Genomic DNA, 14,085 nt, shown 5'->3' with positions numbered 1-14,085 from the left:
CCTTGTCGTGCCACGGCTGCAACGCAACCGAAAGATGCCTTCGTCAAAAAAAATCGGGGTCCTGTTTTGCCGCACGGGCAAAATATCGGCGGCGCTGTGCGATCCGCGGCGGAACGGTGTTCCTACTCCTCGGCCATCACCGAAAGAAACGCCGCCCCGAACCGGTCCAGACGCGCGGCACCCAAGGTGCCCGCACGGTCCAGATCGGTCAGGGTGCGGGGCCGCGCCTCGGCGATCTTGCGCAGGGCGCTGGTGGACAGGCTCATCGGTTTCTCCGTCCCATCCTCGCCGCGCATCAGGCGCAGGTGGACGTCGGTCAGCCGGTCGAAAATCTCGCCCGCCTCGCGCCCGGCCAGACGGCGGCGCTGGGGATGCATCGTCTCCGCCGCGCCGTTGATCACTTCCAGAAAGGCCGCGCCATAGCTGTCGAGCTTCTTGGCCCCCACGCCGCTGATCCGCGCCATGGCGTCCAGACCGGCGGGCCGCGTCTCCGCCATCTCGGCCAGCGTCCGATCGGTGAAGATGACATAGGCGGGAACGTTCTGCGCCTCGGCCAGCGCGCGTCGCTTGGCCTTCAGCGCGGACATCAGGGGCGCATCCTCGTCCCGCACAAGCGTTTTGGCCACCGTGCGGGTCGTCGCGCGGTCCACCGTGTCCTGCCGCAGGGTGATATCCGCCTCGCCCCGCAGGATGGGAAGGGCGTCGTCGGTCATCCGCAGCGCGCCGTGGCGTTCGGGGTCGGGGCGCACCAGATCGCGGCCCATCATCTGCCGGAACACCGCCCCCCAGGCGGGCTTGGACAGATCGCGCCCCACGGCAAAGGTCGGCAGCGCGTCATGGCCCCGGTCGCGCACCTTTTCCGTCGCCTGTCCGGTCAGGATGTCGATCAGATGGCCGGTCCCGAACCGCTCTCCGGTCCGCAGGATGGCCGACAGCGCCTTGCGTACCGCATCGGTCGCATTGAACAGCGTGGGCGGGCGGGCGCAGAGGTCGCAATTGCCGCAAGGCGCGCTGGCCTCCCCGAAATAGCCCAGAAGCACCTGACGGCGGCAGGCCACCGCCTCGGCCAGCCCCAGAAGCGCGTTCAGGCGGGCGTGATCGGCGGCGCGACGTTCGGGGGGCGCGGGGCTTTCGTCGATCTGGCTGCGGCGCAGACGGATGTCGTCGGGGCCGTAAAGGGTCAGCGTGTCCGCCGCCGCCCCGTCCCGCCCCGCGCGCCCGATCTCCTGATAATAGCCTTCGATGGTTTTCGGCAGATCGGCATGGGCGACCCAGCGGATGTCGGGCTTGTCCACCCCCATGCCGAAGGCCACGGTGGCCACGACGATCAGCCCGTCCTCGCGTTTGAACCGCGTTTCCACCATGCGGCGTTCGTCCGGGTCCATTCCGCCGTGATAGAAGGCGGCGCTGTGCCCCGCCTCCTCCAACGCGCGGGCCAGCGTTTCGGTCTTGGCCCGCGTGGCGGCATAGACGATGCCCGACAGCCCCTTGCGCCGCGCGGCATAATCGAGGATCTGGCGGCGCGGACTGTCCTTGACGGCAAAGGCCAGATGGATGTTCGGACGGTCGAACCCGCGCAGGAACGTCTCCGGCGGCTCGCCCGCGAACAGGCGCTGGACGATCTCGGCCCGCGTCTCTTCATCCGCCGTGGCGGTGAAGGCGGCCAGCGGCACGTCCAGCACGCGGCGCAGGTTGCCGATCTTCAGGTAATCGGGGCGGAAATCGTGGCCCCACTGGCTGACGCAATGCGCCTCGTCCACCGCGATCAGGCTGACCCCCACGCGGCGCAGCAGGCTTTCGGCCACGCCCAGCCGTTCAGGCGCCATATAGAGAAGCTTCAGCGTTCCCGCATCCAGCGCGGCGAAGACCTCCTCGTTCTCCTCCTCGCTGTTGGCCGAGGTCAGCGCCCCCGCCTCCACCCCCACCTCGCGCAGGCCCCGCACCTGATCCCGCATCAGCGCGATCAGGGGGGAGACGACGACCGTCACCCCCTCGCGGCACAAGGCGGGCAGCTGGAAACACAGCGACTTGCCCCCGCCCGTCGGCATGATGGCCAGCGTGTTGCGCCCCGCCATGACCGCCTCCACGATCTCCGCCTGTCCGGGGCGGAAATCGTCAAAGCCGAAAACCTCGCGCAGCGTGGAGTGCAGGTCGCTCATGGGATCAGTAGAACGCGCCCGCGTTGTTCACGAGGATGATCCGCAGCGCATAGACCGCCAGAAGCGCCACCAGCGGCGCAAGGTCCAGGCCCCCCATCTGCGGCAGCACACGGCGGATGCGGCCGTAAACCGGCTCCAGCAGGCGGTTCAGCCCGTCCCAGATCTGATAGACGATGGGCTGGCGCAGGTTCAGGACCTGAAAGTTGATCAGCCAGCTCATGATCACATGGGCAAGGATGATGAACTGGACGACCCCGAGGATCAGGAGGAGGATTTGAAGAAGCGAATACATTCCGATGTCCATAAGGGGCGTGCCCGACAGACCTAAGCAATCGCCACGCCGCGCACAACCGTTCTGGTGCCGCACCCCTTGCCCAAAGGGCGTCTTTCGCGCCACATGCAGGCAAACAGAGGGGCGGGACATGCGGCGACGGATCTGGGGCTGGTATTTCTTCGACTGGGCCAGCCAGCCCTTCAGCACGCTTCTGATGACGTTCATCTTCGCCCCCTATATCGCGCGCATTCTGGGCGACGGGGCCACGGCCCAGACCGTCTGGGGCTATGGGCTGGCCGTCACGGGGGCGATCATCGCCGTGGCCTCGCCGCTTCTGGGGGCGGTGGCGGACCGGGCGGGGGGGCATATGCGGTTCCTCGTGGTGTTTTCCGTCATGTATGTCGCGGGGTCCTGGGGGCTGTGGTGGGCCGCGCCGGACGATCCGCGCCTGATCTGGACGCTGGTCTGTTTCGGCATCGGCATGATCGGGATGGAGCTGGCGACAGTCTTCACCAACGCGCTTCTGCCCGGCCTTGCGGGGCGCGCGGAGATGGGGCGCATCTCCGGCAGCGGCTGGGCCTTCGGCTATCTGGGTGGTCTGGTCGCCTTGATGCTGATGCTGCTGGTGTTCCAGACCGCCGATCCGCCCTTCGGCCTCGATCCCGCGGCCGAGGAGGGGACGCGCGTCGCAGGCCCCCTGACCGCCATCTGGTATCTGGTGTTCATGATCCCGTTCTTCGCCTTCGTTCGGGGGGGCGCCGCGCCGCAAGGGCCGATCGGACCCGCCCTGCGGCAGGCCTGGCCCGACCTGCGCGCCAGCCTGTCCCGCCTGCCGGGGCAACGCTCGCTCGTGGCGTTCCTCGCGTCCTCCATGCTCTATCGCGACGCCTTGAACGGCATCTATGCCTTCGGGGGCATCTATGCCGTGGGGGTTCTGGGATGGGAGGTGCGGGATGTCGGCATCTTCGGCATCCTTGCCGCGCTGTCGGGGGCGGTCTTCGCGTGGATCGGCGGGCGGGCGGACAGCCGCTTCGGCCCGCGCCCCGTGATCGCCACCTGCCTGATCGCGCTGATCCTCGCCGCCGCCGCCGTGGTCGCCATCGGGCCGGGCACGGTGTTCGGTTTCGCGACCGACCTTGGCACGCCGCTGTTCTTCGCCCTTGGCGCGGTGATCGGTGCTGCGGGGGGCGCGGTGCAGGCCGCCAGCCGGACGATGGTGCTGGATCAGGCCGACCCCGCCCGCATGACCGAGGCGTTCGGGCTGTTCGCGCTGTCGGGCAAGGCCACGGCCTTCCTCGCCCCCCTGCTCATCGGCATCGCCACGCAGATCAGCGGATCGCAGCGGATCGGCATCGTGCCGGTCATCGCGCTCTTTCTTGGGGGGCTGATCCTGCTATGCTGGGTGAAACCGCACAGGGCCGCCCGATGATCCGCATCCTTCTTCTGACCTTCGCGCTGGCGCTGCCGGCGAACGCTCAGACCGCCGCACAGTATTTCGGGGCGGCGAAGACGCCGTCGGCCCAACGCCCCGCCCCCATCGGATTCTACAACCGGGGCTGCGGGGCGGGCATGGTCGCCCTGCCGGAAACCGGCCCGACATGGCAGGCGATGCGCCTGTCGCGCAACCGCAATTACGGCCAGCCGGAGATGATCGAATTCCTTCAGCAGCTGTCGGTCGCCGCGACCAGGATCGGCTGGCGGGGCCTTTATATCGGCGACATCAGCCAGCCGCGCGGGGGGCCCATGACCTCGGGCCATGCCAGCCATCAGATCGGGCTGGATGCCGACATCTGGATGCTGCCCCCCACCAGCCTGACGCTCAGCCGCGCGCAGCGTGAAAGCCTGTCCTCGATCTCGGTCCGGACCGAGGATCAGCGGTCGGTCAACCGCAACTGGACGCCGCAGCACCACGCCCTGCTGCAATCGGCGGCGATGGACAGCCGCGTGGACCGCATCTTCGTGGCCGCCGCCGTGAAGATCCAGATGTGCCGCACCGCCACACCCGCCGACACGCCATGGCTGCAGAAGATCCGCCCCATCGCCGGGCACAACACGCATTTCCACGTCCGGCTGGCCTGCCCGCGCGGGGCGCGGGGATGCACGCCCCAGACGCCCTCGGTCAACGAACTGTCCAAGGGCGGCAACGGCTGCGACGACACGCTGACCTGGTGGGTCACGGATTACCTGAACCCGCCGCGCAATGCGCCCGCCGGACCGCCCACCGCGCCGCATCCGCGCAGCTATACCCTTGCCGATCTGCCCGCCCAATGTATCGACGTCTTGCGCGCGCGCTGATCGGGGTTCCGCTGGTCGTCGCCGTCGCCGCCCTCGCCTCCTGGCAACTGCCGGCGGGCGGGCGGCACGCGGCAACCTGGTGGTGGTCCGAGGAGGATCCGAACTTCGGCGGTTTTTCCGGCATTCACGTGACGAAGGACGGGACGGGCTTCACCGCCGTAACCGACAAGGGTTTCTGGATGACGGGCCGGCTGCACCGCGACGGCCCGCGCCTGACGGGGGTGGAGACGGGCCCCCTGCGCCCGCTGCGGGGCGAGGATGGCGCGCCCCTGCCCGTGCCCCAGTCGGATGCCGAGGGGCTGCGCCTTGCCTCGGACGGCACCGCCTTCATCGCCTTCGAACAGCGCGTGGGCATCCGCCGCTATCCCACCATGGACGGCGTCCCCACCCGCCTGCCGAACGACCCGTTCCGCAATCTGCCGTTCAACGCCGGGCTGGAGTCGGTGGCGCTTCTGGACGGGCGTGTGGTGACCGTGCCCGAAGTGCCGCGCGACGACATCTTCACCGTCTGGATCCATGACCCCGACTGGACGCCGCTGTTCGAAATCCCCGCCCGCGGCATCTTCCGCATCAGCGACGCCGACATCTTCGAGGGGCATCTCTATATCCTTGAACGCGCCTTTCTGGGGGTGGCCTTTTCCAGCCGCGTGCGCCGCTTCGATCTGGACGGCGGGGGGGAGGTCACGCTGCTGACCACGCGCCCCGCGAAATTCGACAATCTGGAAGGCCTGTCCGTCTGGCGCGACGGGGACGAGACGGTCCTGACGATGATTTCGGATGACAATTTCATGCCCTTCGAACGCACCGAACTCGTTGAATACCGGTTTACCGATGCAAGTGTGACACAGCGATGAAATTTGCGGCACCCGACCCAAGAATTGTGGGAAGGGCGTTGACTTGCACTGCATCTGTGCCAACCTCCCAAGTATCGGCAACGCATTTGAAAGGAGGTGATCCAGTGTCTAGAGTGATATTGGAGAGAGGTGTCGGGACAGTTCGGAGGGTGACCAGCTAAGGGCAGCCCCTTGCGGACCACCACACGAATTGGGATGATCTCCTAACTGGCTCATCTCCTTGGATCTCGGAAAGGGTCGTCAGCCGTGACGGCCCTTTCTCTATTTTGACATGCTGCGCATCACCGACACCATCCTCATCGCCGATTGGGAACTGACCGAAACCTTCGTCCGGGCCTCGGGGCCCGGGGGGCAGAACGTCAACAAGGTCTCCACCGCGGTGGAACTGCGGTTCGAAGCGGCGCGGTCGCCGCATTTGCCCGACCCCGTGAAGGCACGATTGAAGCGGTTGGCCGGACGCCGCTGGACGCAGGAAGGCGCGCTGATCCTTCAGGTGGAGGAGACCCGCAGCCAGGCCCGCAACCGCGAGATCGCGCGCGAGCGTCTGGCCGACCTGATCCGGCAGGCGCTGGTCGCGCCCAAGCGGCGGATCGCCACCCGCCCCACCTTGGGCAGCCAGCGGCGGCGGCTGGCGGCAAAAGCCAACCGCGCCGGGGTCAAGGCCGGGCGCGGCAAGGTCGCGGATGACGACCTGACGTAAGGCCCCGCCGCGGGGGCGGGGCCGGAAGGATCAGCGGGATTCGACCACCGACAGGCCGCGCAGGATGTCCACGGCATAGGCCAGCTGGTAATCCTCCTGCCGCAGCCGGGCGGTTTCCTCCACCAGCGCGCGGTCGGCTTCCAGTTGCTGACGCTCCTCCTCGGTCATCGAATCGTTGGACAGGATGCCGCGCAGGCTGGATTCCGACCGAACAGAGGATCCGGTTTCGGCATCCTCGGGCGTGGTCTGCGGATCGACGCGGGGCTGTTCCACCACGATGTCGGGCGACACGCCCAGCGCCTGGATCGACCGGCCCGACGGCGTGTAATACCGCGCGGTGGTCAGACGCATCGCGCCTTCGTTGCGCACCGGCACCACGGTCTGGACCGACCCCTTGCCGAAGCTTTTCGTGCCCACGACGATGGCCCGCTTGTGATCCTGCAACGCCCCCGCCACGATTTCCGACGCCGAGGCCGAGCCCGCGTTGATCAGGACCACGATCGGCTTGCCCTCCGCCAGATCCCCCGGCACGGCGTTGTAGCGTTCGTTGTCCTGTTCGTTGCGCCCGCGGGTGGAGACGATCTCCCCCTGCTCCAGAAACGCGTCCGACACCTTGATCGCCTGCGTCAGCAGCCCGCCGGGGTTGTTGCGCAAATCCAGCACGATGCCGTTCACATTGTCCATCCCGCCCAGTTCCTCGACCCGCTTGGCCAGTTCGGCCTGCACCCCGGGATAGGTCTGATCGTTGAACGTCGTCACCCGCAACACGATCGTGTGGCCGCTGACCGTGCGCGACCGCACCGCCGTCACCTTGATCGTGTCGCGCACCAGGGACACGTCGAAGGGTTCGGTCTGCCCGTCGCGCACGATGGTGATCACGATTTCCGACCCGACCGGGCCGCGCATCTTCTCCACCGCCTGATCCAGCGGCAGGCCCTGAAGCGACTCGCCATCGACGGCGGTGATGAAGTCGCCCGGTTCGATGCCTGCGGCGGCGGCGGGCGTTTCGTCCATCGGCGTCACGACCTTGACGAAGCCGTCCTCGGTCGTGACCTCGATCCCCAGACCGCCGAATTCGCCGCGCGTCTGTTCCTGCATGTCGGAAAAATCGTCGGGCGGCAGATAGCTGGAATGCGGATCAAGCGAGGTGAGCATCCCGTTGATCGCGGCCTGGATCAGCTCCTTGCTGTCCACATCCTCGACATATTGCTGGCGAATGCGTTCGAACACATCGCCGAACAGATCCAGCTGTTCATAGACGGAACTGTCATGCTTCTGTTCCTGCGCGATCAGGGGCGCGGCCAGTTGGGTGGTGGCCAGAACCCCCGCCACGGTGCCGCCCAAAGCGGCCAGAACAAACTTTCTCATACGCGTCCTATCACCTTTCGGTCGCTGCGAACCACTGCGCGGGATCGACGGGCCCGCTGCCCTGCCGAAGTTCCACATACAGCGTTTCCGTTCCGCCCGCACCCGGCGGCGTGCCCGCCCGGCCCAGAAAATCCACCAGAGCCTGATCGCCGCCCGGCATCAAGCCCAAAGCGGCCCCGGCGGGCACCACCTCGCCCACCTCGCCATACAACGTCTCAAGCCCAGCAATCACCATCAGATACCCCGAGCCGGGCTCAAGGATCATCACATTTCCGTAGTTGGTCAGCGGCCCACGATAGCGGATGGTCGCGGCCATCGGTGCCGTCACCAGCGCGCCCGGCGCGGTGGCCAGGATGATTCCCGGACGACGCACACCCGCAGCGTCTGGCGCATCCGCCTTGCGCACCAGCGTGGCATGGGCCGGAAGCGGCAGGCTGCCCTTCAGATCGGCAAAACCGGGCGGCATCCCGTCGGGGTCCAGCCCGCCCGCGAATGCGTCCAGCGTGTCCGAGCTTTCAAGGATCGCCCGCAGCACCGACGGATCGTCGGTGAACCGGCGCGGCAGGTCCGTCCGGTCGGAAATCGCCTGCCCCAGCGCGGCGCGGGCATCCTGCGCCACGCGCAACCCCTCGGCCAGCGTGCCGGCGGTGCCGCGCTGCACCTCGGCCAGTTGCCGCAGTTCGGACAGGCGGGATTCGATACCGTCGGCTTCGGCCTGAAGGGCGGGGCCGACATCGGCCAGGATCATCCCCGTCCGCACCGTCGCCAGCGGCCCGCCCGGATGCAGCATCAGCATCGGGCCGGGATCGCTTTCCATCCGCGCCAGCGCGCCAAGGATATGGCCCAGATCCGCCCGCCGCGCGTCCTGCTGCGCGCGCAGATCGGCCTCGCGCGCGGCGACCTGCCGCAGGCTTTCGCGCAGGGCCGCAAGCCCGTCCTCATAGGCGCCGATGGTACGGGTCAGGGCGGCCACGCGGTCCCGCCCCTCGCGCGCCGATTGCATGTCGCTGACCGCCTTGCGCAAGGTCGCCGCCGCCTGCTGCGCCTGTTCGGCCGGGCCCGCCGCAAAGGCGGGGGCGGCCATCAGCGCCATCAGGACGGCGGCGCGGATCATGCGATCAGGCTCTTTCCGGTCATCTCCGCCGGTTGCGGCAGGCCCATCAGTTGCAGCAGCGTGGGTGCCACATCGGCCAGCCGCCCGTCCTGCAAGCGCGCCCCCGCCGCCCCGCCGACCAGAATCGCGGGAACGAGGTTCGTCGTATGCGCGGTGTGCGGCCCGCCGGTGACCGGATCGACCATCGTTTCGCAATTGCCGTGATCGGCGATGACCAGCATCGCGCCGCCCGCCTCCTCCAGCGCGGCCACGGCCTGACCAAGGCCGGTATCCACCGCCTCGCACGCGGCCATCGCCGCCTCGAGGATGCCGGTATGGCCCACCATGTCGGGGTTCGCGAAATTCACCACGATCAGGTCATAGCCGTGCCGGATCGCGCCCACCAGTTGCGCGGCCACCTCCGGTTCGGACATTTCGGGTTGCAGGTCATAGGTCGCGACCTTGGGGGATTTCGGCATGAAGCGGTCTTCCTCCGCGAAGGGCTGCTCCCGCCCGCCGTTGAGGAAGAAGGTGACGTGGGGATATTTCTCCGTCTCGGCCAGCCGGAACTGCGTCCGGCCCTGCGCCGCCACCCATTCGCCCAGCGTGTTGACGATGGCCCGCTTGGGAAAGACCGAGGTCATGTAGGCGTCATGCGCCGTGGAATAATCGACCATACCCAGCATCGACGACCACGCCACCCCGCGCCGTTCGGCGGCGGTGAAATCAGTATCGCCCAGCGCCGACAGGATTTCCCGCGCGCGGTCGGCGCGGAAGTTCAGGCAGAACAGCCCATCGCCGTCCCGCGCCCCCGCATAGCCGTCGATGACGGTGGGTCGGATGAATTCGTCCGTCTCACCCTTGGCATAGGCGGCCTCGATCGCCTCCGTCGCGGATCCGGCCATCTGCCCCTGCCCATCGACGATGGCGGCCTGCGCCAGCATCACCCGGTCCCAGCGGGTGTCCCGGTCCATCGCGTAATACCGGCCCGACACCGTGCCGATCCGCACGCCGTGGGGCAGCTTGTCCTCCACCGCCTTCAGGAAGGTCAGCGCCGAGGACGGCGCCACGTCCCGCCCGTCGGTGATCGCGTGGATCACCACCGGCAGGCCCGCCTCGGCCAGCGCGCGGGCCGCCGCCAGCAGATGCAGGATATGCCCGTGCACCCCCCCGTCCGAGATGACGCCCATCAGATGCGCCGCCCCACCTGCCGCGCGGACCTTGGCGATGAAGTCGCCCAGCGCGGGATTGGTGAAGAAGGTCCCATCCTCGATCGCAAGGTCGATCTGGCCCAGATCCATCGCCACGACGCGGCCCGCGCCGATATTGGTGTGCCCGACCTCGGAATTGCCCATCTGCCCTTTCGGCAGGCCCACATCGGGGCCAAAGGTCACCAGCGTGGAATGCGGACAGGTGGCCATCAGCCGGTCCATCGTGGGTGTGTTCGCCAGCGCGGGGGCATTGGCCTCCCGCCCCTCGCGCAGGCCCCAGCCGTCAAGGATGCACAATACGACGGGTTTGGGGGGCATGGCACTCTCCTTCTTTACGACGGTTTTAGGGCGCGCCGCGCCGTGCCGCAACCGTCAGGCGCGCTGGCGCTGGCGCATACGGAACCGCGCGCGATCCTCGTCGGTGTATTCGCCGATGCAGCGGGGGCAGGCGACCCCGTCCTCGTAATCGGAATGCGCGCGGGCCGCCGCGTCCACCGGGCGGCCGCAGGCGTGGCACATGCCGTAATCGCCCTGCACCAGCCCATGCCCGACCGAGACGCGTTTGTCGAAGACATAGCATTCGCCCTGCCACAGGCTGTCGTCCTGCGGCACCTCCTCAAGGTATTTCAGGATACCGCCCTTCAGGTGGAACACATCCTCCACCCCCTGCCCCAGCAGATAATTCGTCGATTTCTCGCACCGGATCCCGCCGGTGCAGAACATCGCCACACGCTTGCCGGCGAACCGGTCCTTGTTCTGCGCCCACCATTCGGGAAACTCGCCGAACGAGGACGTGTCGGGATCGACCGCGCCCTGAAACGTGCCGATCTCCACCTCGTAATCGTTGCGGGTGTCGATCACCACGACGTCGGGCTGGCGGATCAGGTCGTTCCAGTCCCGCGCCTCCACGTAATGGCCCACGCGGGCGCGGGGATCGACGTCGGGCTGGCCCATCGTCACGATCTCGCGCTTCAGGCGCACCTTCAGCCGGTCGAAGGGCATGTCGCGTGCGGTGCTTTCCTTCCACTCCAGATCGGCACATCCGGGCAGGGCGCGAAGGGCGGCCAGCACGGCATCGATGCCTGCGCGGGACCCGGCAATGGTGCCGTTGATCCCCTCGGGGGCGATCAGAAGCGATCCGCGCACGCCCGCGCCCTCCGCCACCTGCCGCAGGGGCGGGATCAGCGCGGCGGGGTCGGGGAATCGGGTGAAATGATAAAGCGCGGCTACGATATGCATGTCCGCCAGATGCGCCGAAGGCGGCGGAAAATCAAGTGTCGGCATTGACGGGCGGACCGCACCCCCCTACGCATCAACGGCCTGAGGAGGGATGGGCCATGGACGCACTGATCGTGATCGACGTGCAGAACGATTTCTGCCCCGGCGGCGCCTTGGCCGTGACAGGGGGCGATCGGGTCATCCCCCGCATCAATGCCGCGATGGACCGGTTCGATGCGACCGTGCTGACGCAGGACTGGCATCCGCAGGATCATTCCAGCTTTGCCGATGTCGCCGGTGCCGCGCCGTTTTCCACCGTGCCCATGCCCTACGGCCCCCAGACGCTGTGGCCCCGCCACTGCGTGCAGGGAACGGCGGGGGCGGCGTTCCATCCCGACCTGCGAACCGATGCCGACATCATCCTGCGCAAGGGTATGCGGGTCGGCATCGACAGCTATTCCGCGTTTTTCGAGAATGACCGGACCACCGCCACCGGCCTTGCGGGATACCTGCGGGATCGCGGGGTGACGGCGGTCACGCTGACGGGGCTGGCCACGGATTACTGCGTCGCATGGTCGGCGCTGGACGCCGCGCGTCTGGGCTTTGCCGCGACGGTGGACATGGCCGCCTGCCGCGCGATCGATCTGGACGGCTCGTTGGACCGTGCCGTGGCCGAAATGCGCGCCGCGGGCGTGACGTTGGAGGGATAGATGGCCGATATCGCCACACGGGTTCACAACCACAAATGGAAGATCGACCCGATCGTCCGGTCGTTGATCGACACCGATTTCTACAAGCTTCTGATGTGCCAGTCGATCTTTCGCAACCGGCCCGACACGCAGGTGCGATTCCAGATCATCAACCGCACCTCCTCGGTCCGGCTGGCCGATCTGATCGACGAGGGGGAGCTGCGCCAGCAACTGGACCACGTCCGCAGCCTGCGCCTGACCCGGGGGGAATCGACCTATCTGCGCGGCAACACCTTTTACGGCAAACGCCAGATGTTCCGCCCCGATTTCATGGAGTGGTTCGAGAACCTCCAGCTTCCGCCCTATCACCTTGAAAAGAAGGACGGCCAATACGAGCTGACCTTCGAGGGCACCTGGCCCGAGGTCATGCTGTGGGAGATTCCGGCGCTGGCGGTCATGGTCGAACTGCGGTCCCGCGCGGTTCTGGAACGCATGGGACGGTTCGAGATTCAGGTCCTCTATGCCCGCGCGATGACCAAGCTGTGGGAGAAGATCGAGCGGCTGCGCGCCATTCCCGATCTGAAGATCGCCGACTTCGGCACCCGCCGCCGCCATTCCTTCCTGTGGCAGGACTGGTGCGTGCAGGCGATGCAGGAGGGCTTGGGCACCGCGTTCACCGGCACGTCGAACTGCCTGATCGCCATGCGGCGCGAGGTGGAGGCGATCGGCACCAACGCCCACGAACTGCCCATGGTCTATGCCGCGCTGGCCGAAACCGACGCCGAACTGGCCCAGGCCCCCTACAAGGTCATGGCCGACTGGCACGAAGAGCATGACGGCAACCTGCGCGTCATGCTGCCCGACACCTTCGGGTCCGAAGGGTTCCTGAAACGCGCGCCCGACTGGCTGACCACATGGACCGGCGTGCGGATCGACAGCGGCGATCCCGCGACCGGGGCCGAACGTGCGATTCGCTGGTGGCAGGACCGGGGCGAGGATCCGCGCGACAAGCTGATCGTCTTTTCCGACGGGCTGGATGTGGACAAGATCGAGGATCTGCACGCGCGGTTCAAGGGCCGGGTCAAGACCTCGTTCGGCTGGGGGACGATGCTGACCAACGATTTCCGCGGGCTGGTGCCGGACGGCGCGCTGGACCCGTTCAGCCTGGTCTGCAAGGCCATTTCGGCCAATGGCCGCCCCACGGTGAAACTGTCCGACAATCCGCTGAAGGCCATCGGCCCGGCGGAGGAGATCGCCCGCTACAAACGCGTGTTCGAGGTGGGCGAACAGGCCCCGATGAAGGTGACCGTATGACCGATCTTCCCTATCGCCCCTGCGTCGGCGTGGTCCTGATCAATGCCGACGGGCTGATCTTTACCGGCCGGCGGTTGGACAGCACCTCGGCCGCGTGGCAGATGCCGCAGGGTGGGATCGACCAGGGTGAAAACCCCCGCGACGCCGCCTTGCGCGAATTGTGGGAAGAAACCGGCGTTACCGCCGATCAGGTGGAGGTGGTGGCCGGGACCGACGATTGGGTCACCTACGACCTGCCGCCCGAGTTGCTGGGAAAGGTCTGGGGCGGCAGATATCGTGGGCAGCGGCAGAAATGGTTCCTGATGCGGTTTCACGGCACCGACGACCGGATCCGTATTGACAGCGACCATCCCGAATTCTCCGAATGGCGGTGGATGCGGGCCGACGCGATGATCGAGGCGATCGTCCCCTTCAAGCGCGCGGTCTATGACACGGTGGTGGCGCAGTTCCGCCCATACCTCGCCTGAGACGGGACAGAGGCTATCTACTCCTGAAAGGAGAATGAGATGAAACAGCTTCTGATCCCGGTTCTGGCCCTGCCCTTTCTGGCCGGCTGCATGGAGACCGCCGAAGAGCGCCCGATGGACGAGGTGCCGCAACAGACCACGCTGGCGGACGGCACCCGGCAATACGCCTTTCGCAACGGCTGCGTCGTGATCCTGGAACCGACGGCGGCGGTGCTGGTCCGGGAAGGCGCGCAATGCGAATTGCACCATCGCGACATCGCCCTCCTCTACGCCTCGGGCGACTGAGGTTTTTCGGCACGGGGGGCGTGTGAAACGCCCGTTCCGCGCAGGGCGGCGAAAACGGGCAATGCGCCTTTTTTCGCCGCGCCGCCCTTTTCTTGGGCCGGGGCGTGGGTATCATCCCCCAAACCCGAAAGGCCCATCTTCCCGAACCGACGGAGAAC

The 14,085-nt window shown here is 67.3% G+C and carries 14 protein-coding genes; 8 read left to right on the top strand and 6 right to left on the bottom strand.

Translation table 11 applies throughout. The features are described from left to right. Window positions 1-122: 122 nt before the first annotated feature. Window positions 123-2,159 (bottom strand): DNA helicase RecQ, encoded by a 2,037-nt coding sequence (gene recQ / locus MU449_RS00815; RefSeq protein ID WP_244736084.1) that lies wholly within the window; start codon window positions 2,157-2,159, stop codon window positions 123-125. A 4-nt stretch (window positions 2,160-2,163) separates the two neighbouring features. Then, window positions 2,164-2,451 carry a YggT family protein gene (locus MU449_RS00810; protein WP_244736083.1) on the bottom strand — a complete coding sequence of 96 codons (288 nt, stop codon included), beginning with the start codon at window positions 2,449-2,451 and terminating at the stop codon, window positions 2,164-2,166. A gap of 130 nt (window positions 2,452-2,581) precedes the next feature. Between MU449_RS00810 and MU449_RS00805 the strand changes: the two genes are divergently transcribed. The 4 genes from MU449_RS00805 to arfB all read left to right on the top strand — a co-directional run bounded on the left by MU449_RS00805 (window position 2,582) and on the right by arfB (window position 6,282). After that, window positions 2,582-3,862, top strand: coding sequence for an MFS transporter (locus tag MU449_RS00805; protein ID WP_244736082.1), 1,281 nt, complete (start codon window positions 2,582-2,584; stop codon window positions 3,860-3,862). Continuing rightward, window positions 3,859-4,728 (top strand): penicillin-insensitive murein endopeptidase, encoded by an 870-nt coding sequence (gene mepA / locus MU449_RS00800; RefSeq protein WP_244736080.1) that lies wholly within the window; start codon window positions 3,859-3,861, stop codon window positions 4,726-4,728. The genes MU449_RS00805 and mepA overlap by 4 nt, the downstream gene beginning before the upstream one ends. Continuing rightward, window positions 4,701-5,582 carry an esterase-like activity of phytase family protein gene (locus tag MU449_RS00795; protein WP_244736079.1) on the top strand — a complete coding sequence of 294 codons (882 nt, stop codon included), beginning with the start codon at window positions 4,701-4,703 and terminating at the stop codon, window positions 5,580-5,582. The genes mepA and MU449_RS00795 overlap by 28 nt, the downstream gene beginning before the upstream one ends. Before the next feature lie 271 nt (window positions 5,583-5,853). Beyond that, window positions 5,854-6,282: an alternative ribosome rescue aminoacyl-tRNA hydrolase ArfB gene (arfB, locus tag MU449_RS00790; RefSeq protein ID WP_244736078.1), complete on the top strand. Its 429-nt coding sequence runs from the start codon at window positions 5,854-5,856 to the stop codon at window positions 6,280-6,282. Between the two features lie 30 nt (window positions 6,283-6,312). Here the strand turns inward: arfB and MU449_RS00785 are convergent, their stop codons facing one another. From MU449_RS00785 to trhO, 4 genes are read right to left on the bottom strand one after another with little or no spacing between them, the layout of a single operon-like run. Further along, a complete protein-coding gene (locus MU449_RS00785; RefSeq protein ID WP_244736076.1) occupies window positions 6,313-7,650 on the bottom strand; it encodes a S41 family peptidase in 1,338 nt (445 codons plus the stop codon). A gap of 10 nt (window positions 7,651-7,660) precedes the next feature. Beyond that, a complete protein-coding gene (locus MU449_RS00780; RefSeq protein WP_244736075.1) occupies window positions 7,661-8,764 on the bottom strand; it encodes a murein hydrolase activator EnvC family protein in 1,104 nt (367 codons plus the stop codon). Then, window positions 8,761-10,272 carry a 2,3-bisphosphoglycerate-independent phosphoglycerate mutase gene (gene gpmI / locus MU449_RS00775; protein WP_244736074.1) on the bottom strand — a complete coding sequence of 504 codons (1,512 nt, stop codon included), beginning with the start codon at window positions 10,270-10,272 and terminating at the stop codon, window positions 8,761-8,763. The genes MU449_RS00780 and gpmI overlap by 4 nt, the downstream gene beginning before the upstream one ends. Before the next feature lie 54 nt (window positions 10,273-10,326). Next, window positions 10,327-11,193 (bottom strand): oxygen-dependent tRNA uridine(34) hydroxylase TrhO, encoded by an 867-nt coding sequence (trhO, locus tag MU449_RS00770; RefSeq protein ID WP_244736072.1) that lies wholly within the window; start codon window positions 11,191-11,193, stop codon window positions 10,327-10,329. Between the two features lie 98 nt (window positions 11,194-11,291). On the opposite strand from trhO, the gene pncA reads away from it, so the two are divergent. The 4 genes from pncA to MU449_RS00750 are packed head-to-tail and all read left to right on the top strand — an operon-like array spanning window position 11,292 to window position 13,927. After that, complete coding sequence (gene pncA / locus MU449_RS00765; RefSeq protein ID WP_244736071.1) at window positions 11,292-11,882, top strand: bifunctional nicotinamidase/pyrazinamidase; 591 nt, start codon at window positions 11,292-11,294, stop codon at window positions 11,880-11,882. Then, a complete protein-coding gene (gene pncB, locus MU449_RS00760) occupies window positions 11,883-13,175 on the top strand; it encodes a nicotinate phosphoribosyltransferase (RefSeq protein ID WP_244736069.1) in 1,293 nt (430 codons plus the stop codon). After that, window positions 13,172-13,642 (top strand): RNA pyrophosphohydrolase, encoded by a 471-nt coding sequence (locus tag MU449_RS00755; RefSeq protein ID WP_244736068.1) that lies wholly within the window; start codon window positions 13,172-13,174, stop codon window positions 13,640-13,642. The genes pncB and MU449_RS00755 overlap by 4 nt, the downstream gene beginning before the upstream one ends. A 39-nt stretch (window positions 13,643-13,681) precedes the next feature. After that, window positions 13,682-13,927: a hypothetical protein gene (locus MU449_RS00750; protein WP_244736067.1), complete on the top strand. Its 246-nt coding sequence runs from the start codon at window positions 13,682-13,684 to the stop codon at window positions 13,925-13,927. The last annotated feature ends 158 nt before the right edge of the window (window positions 13,928-14,085 follow it).

The sequence above is a fragment of the Falsirhodobacter halotolerans genome, from assembly GCF_022899245.1.
Taxonomy (GTDB): Bacteria; Pseudomonadota; Alphaproteobacteria; order Rhodobacterales; family Rhodobacteraceae; genus Falsirhodobacter; species Falsirhodobacter halotolerans.
Note: the sequence above shows the minus strand (reverse complement) of the source record. Positions and strands in the feature narration are given on the sequence as shown.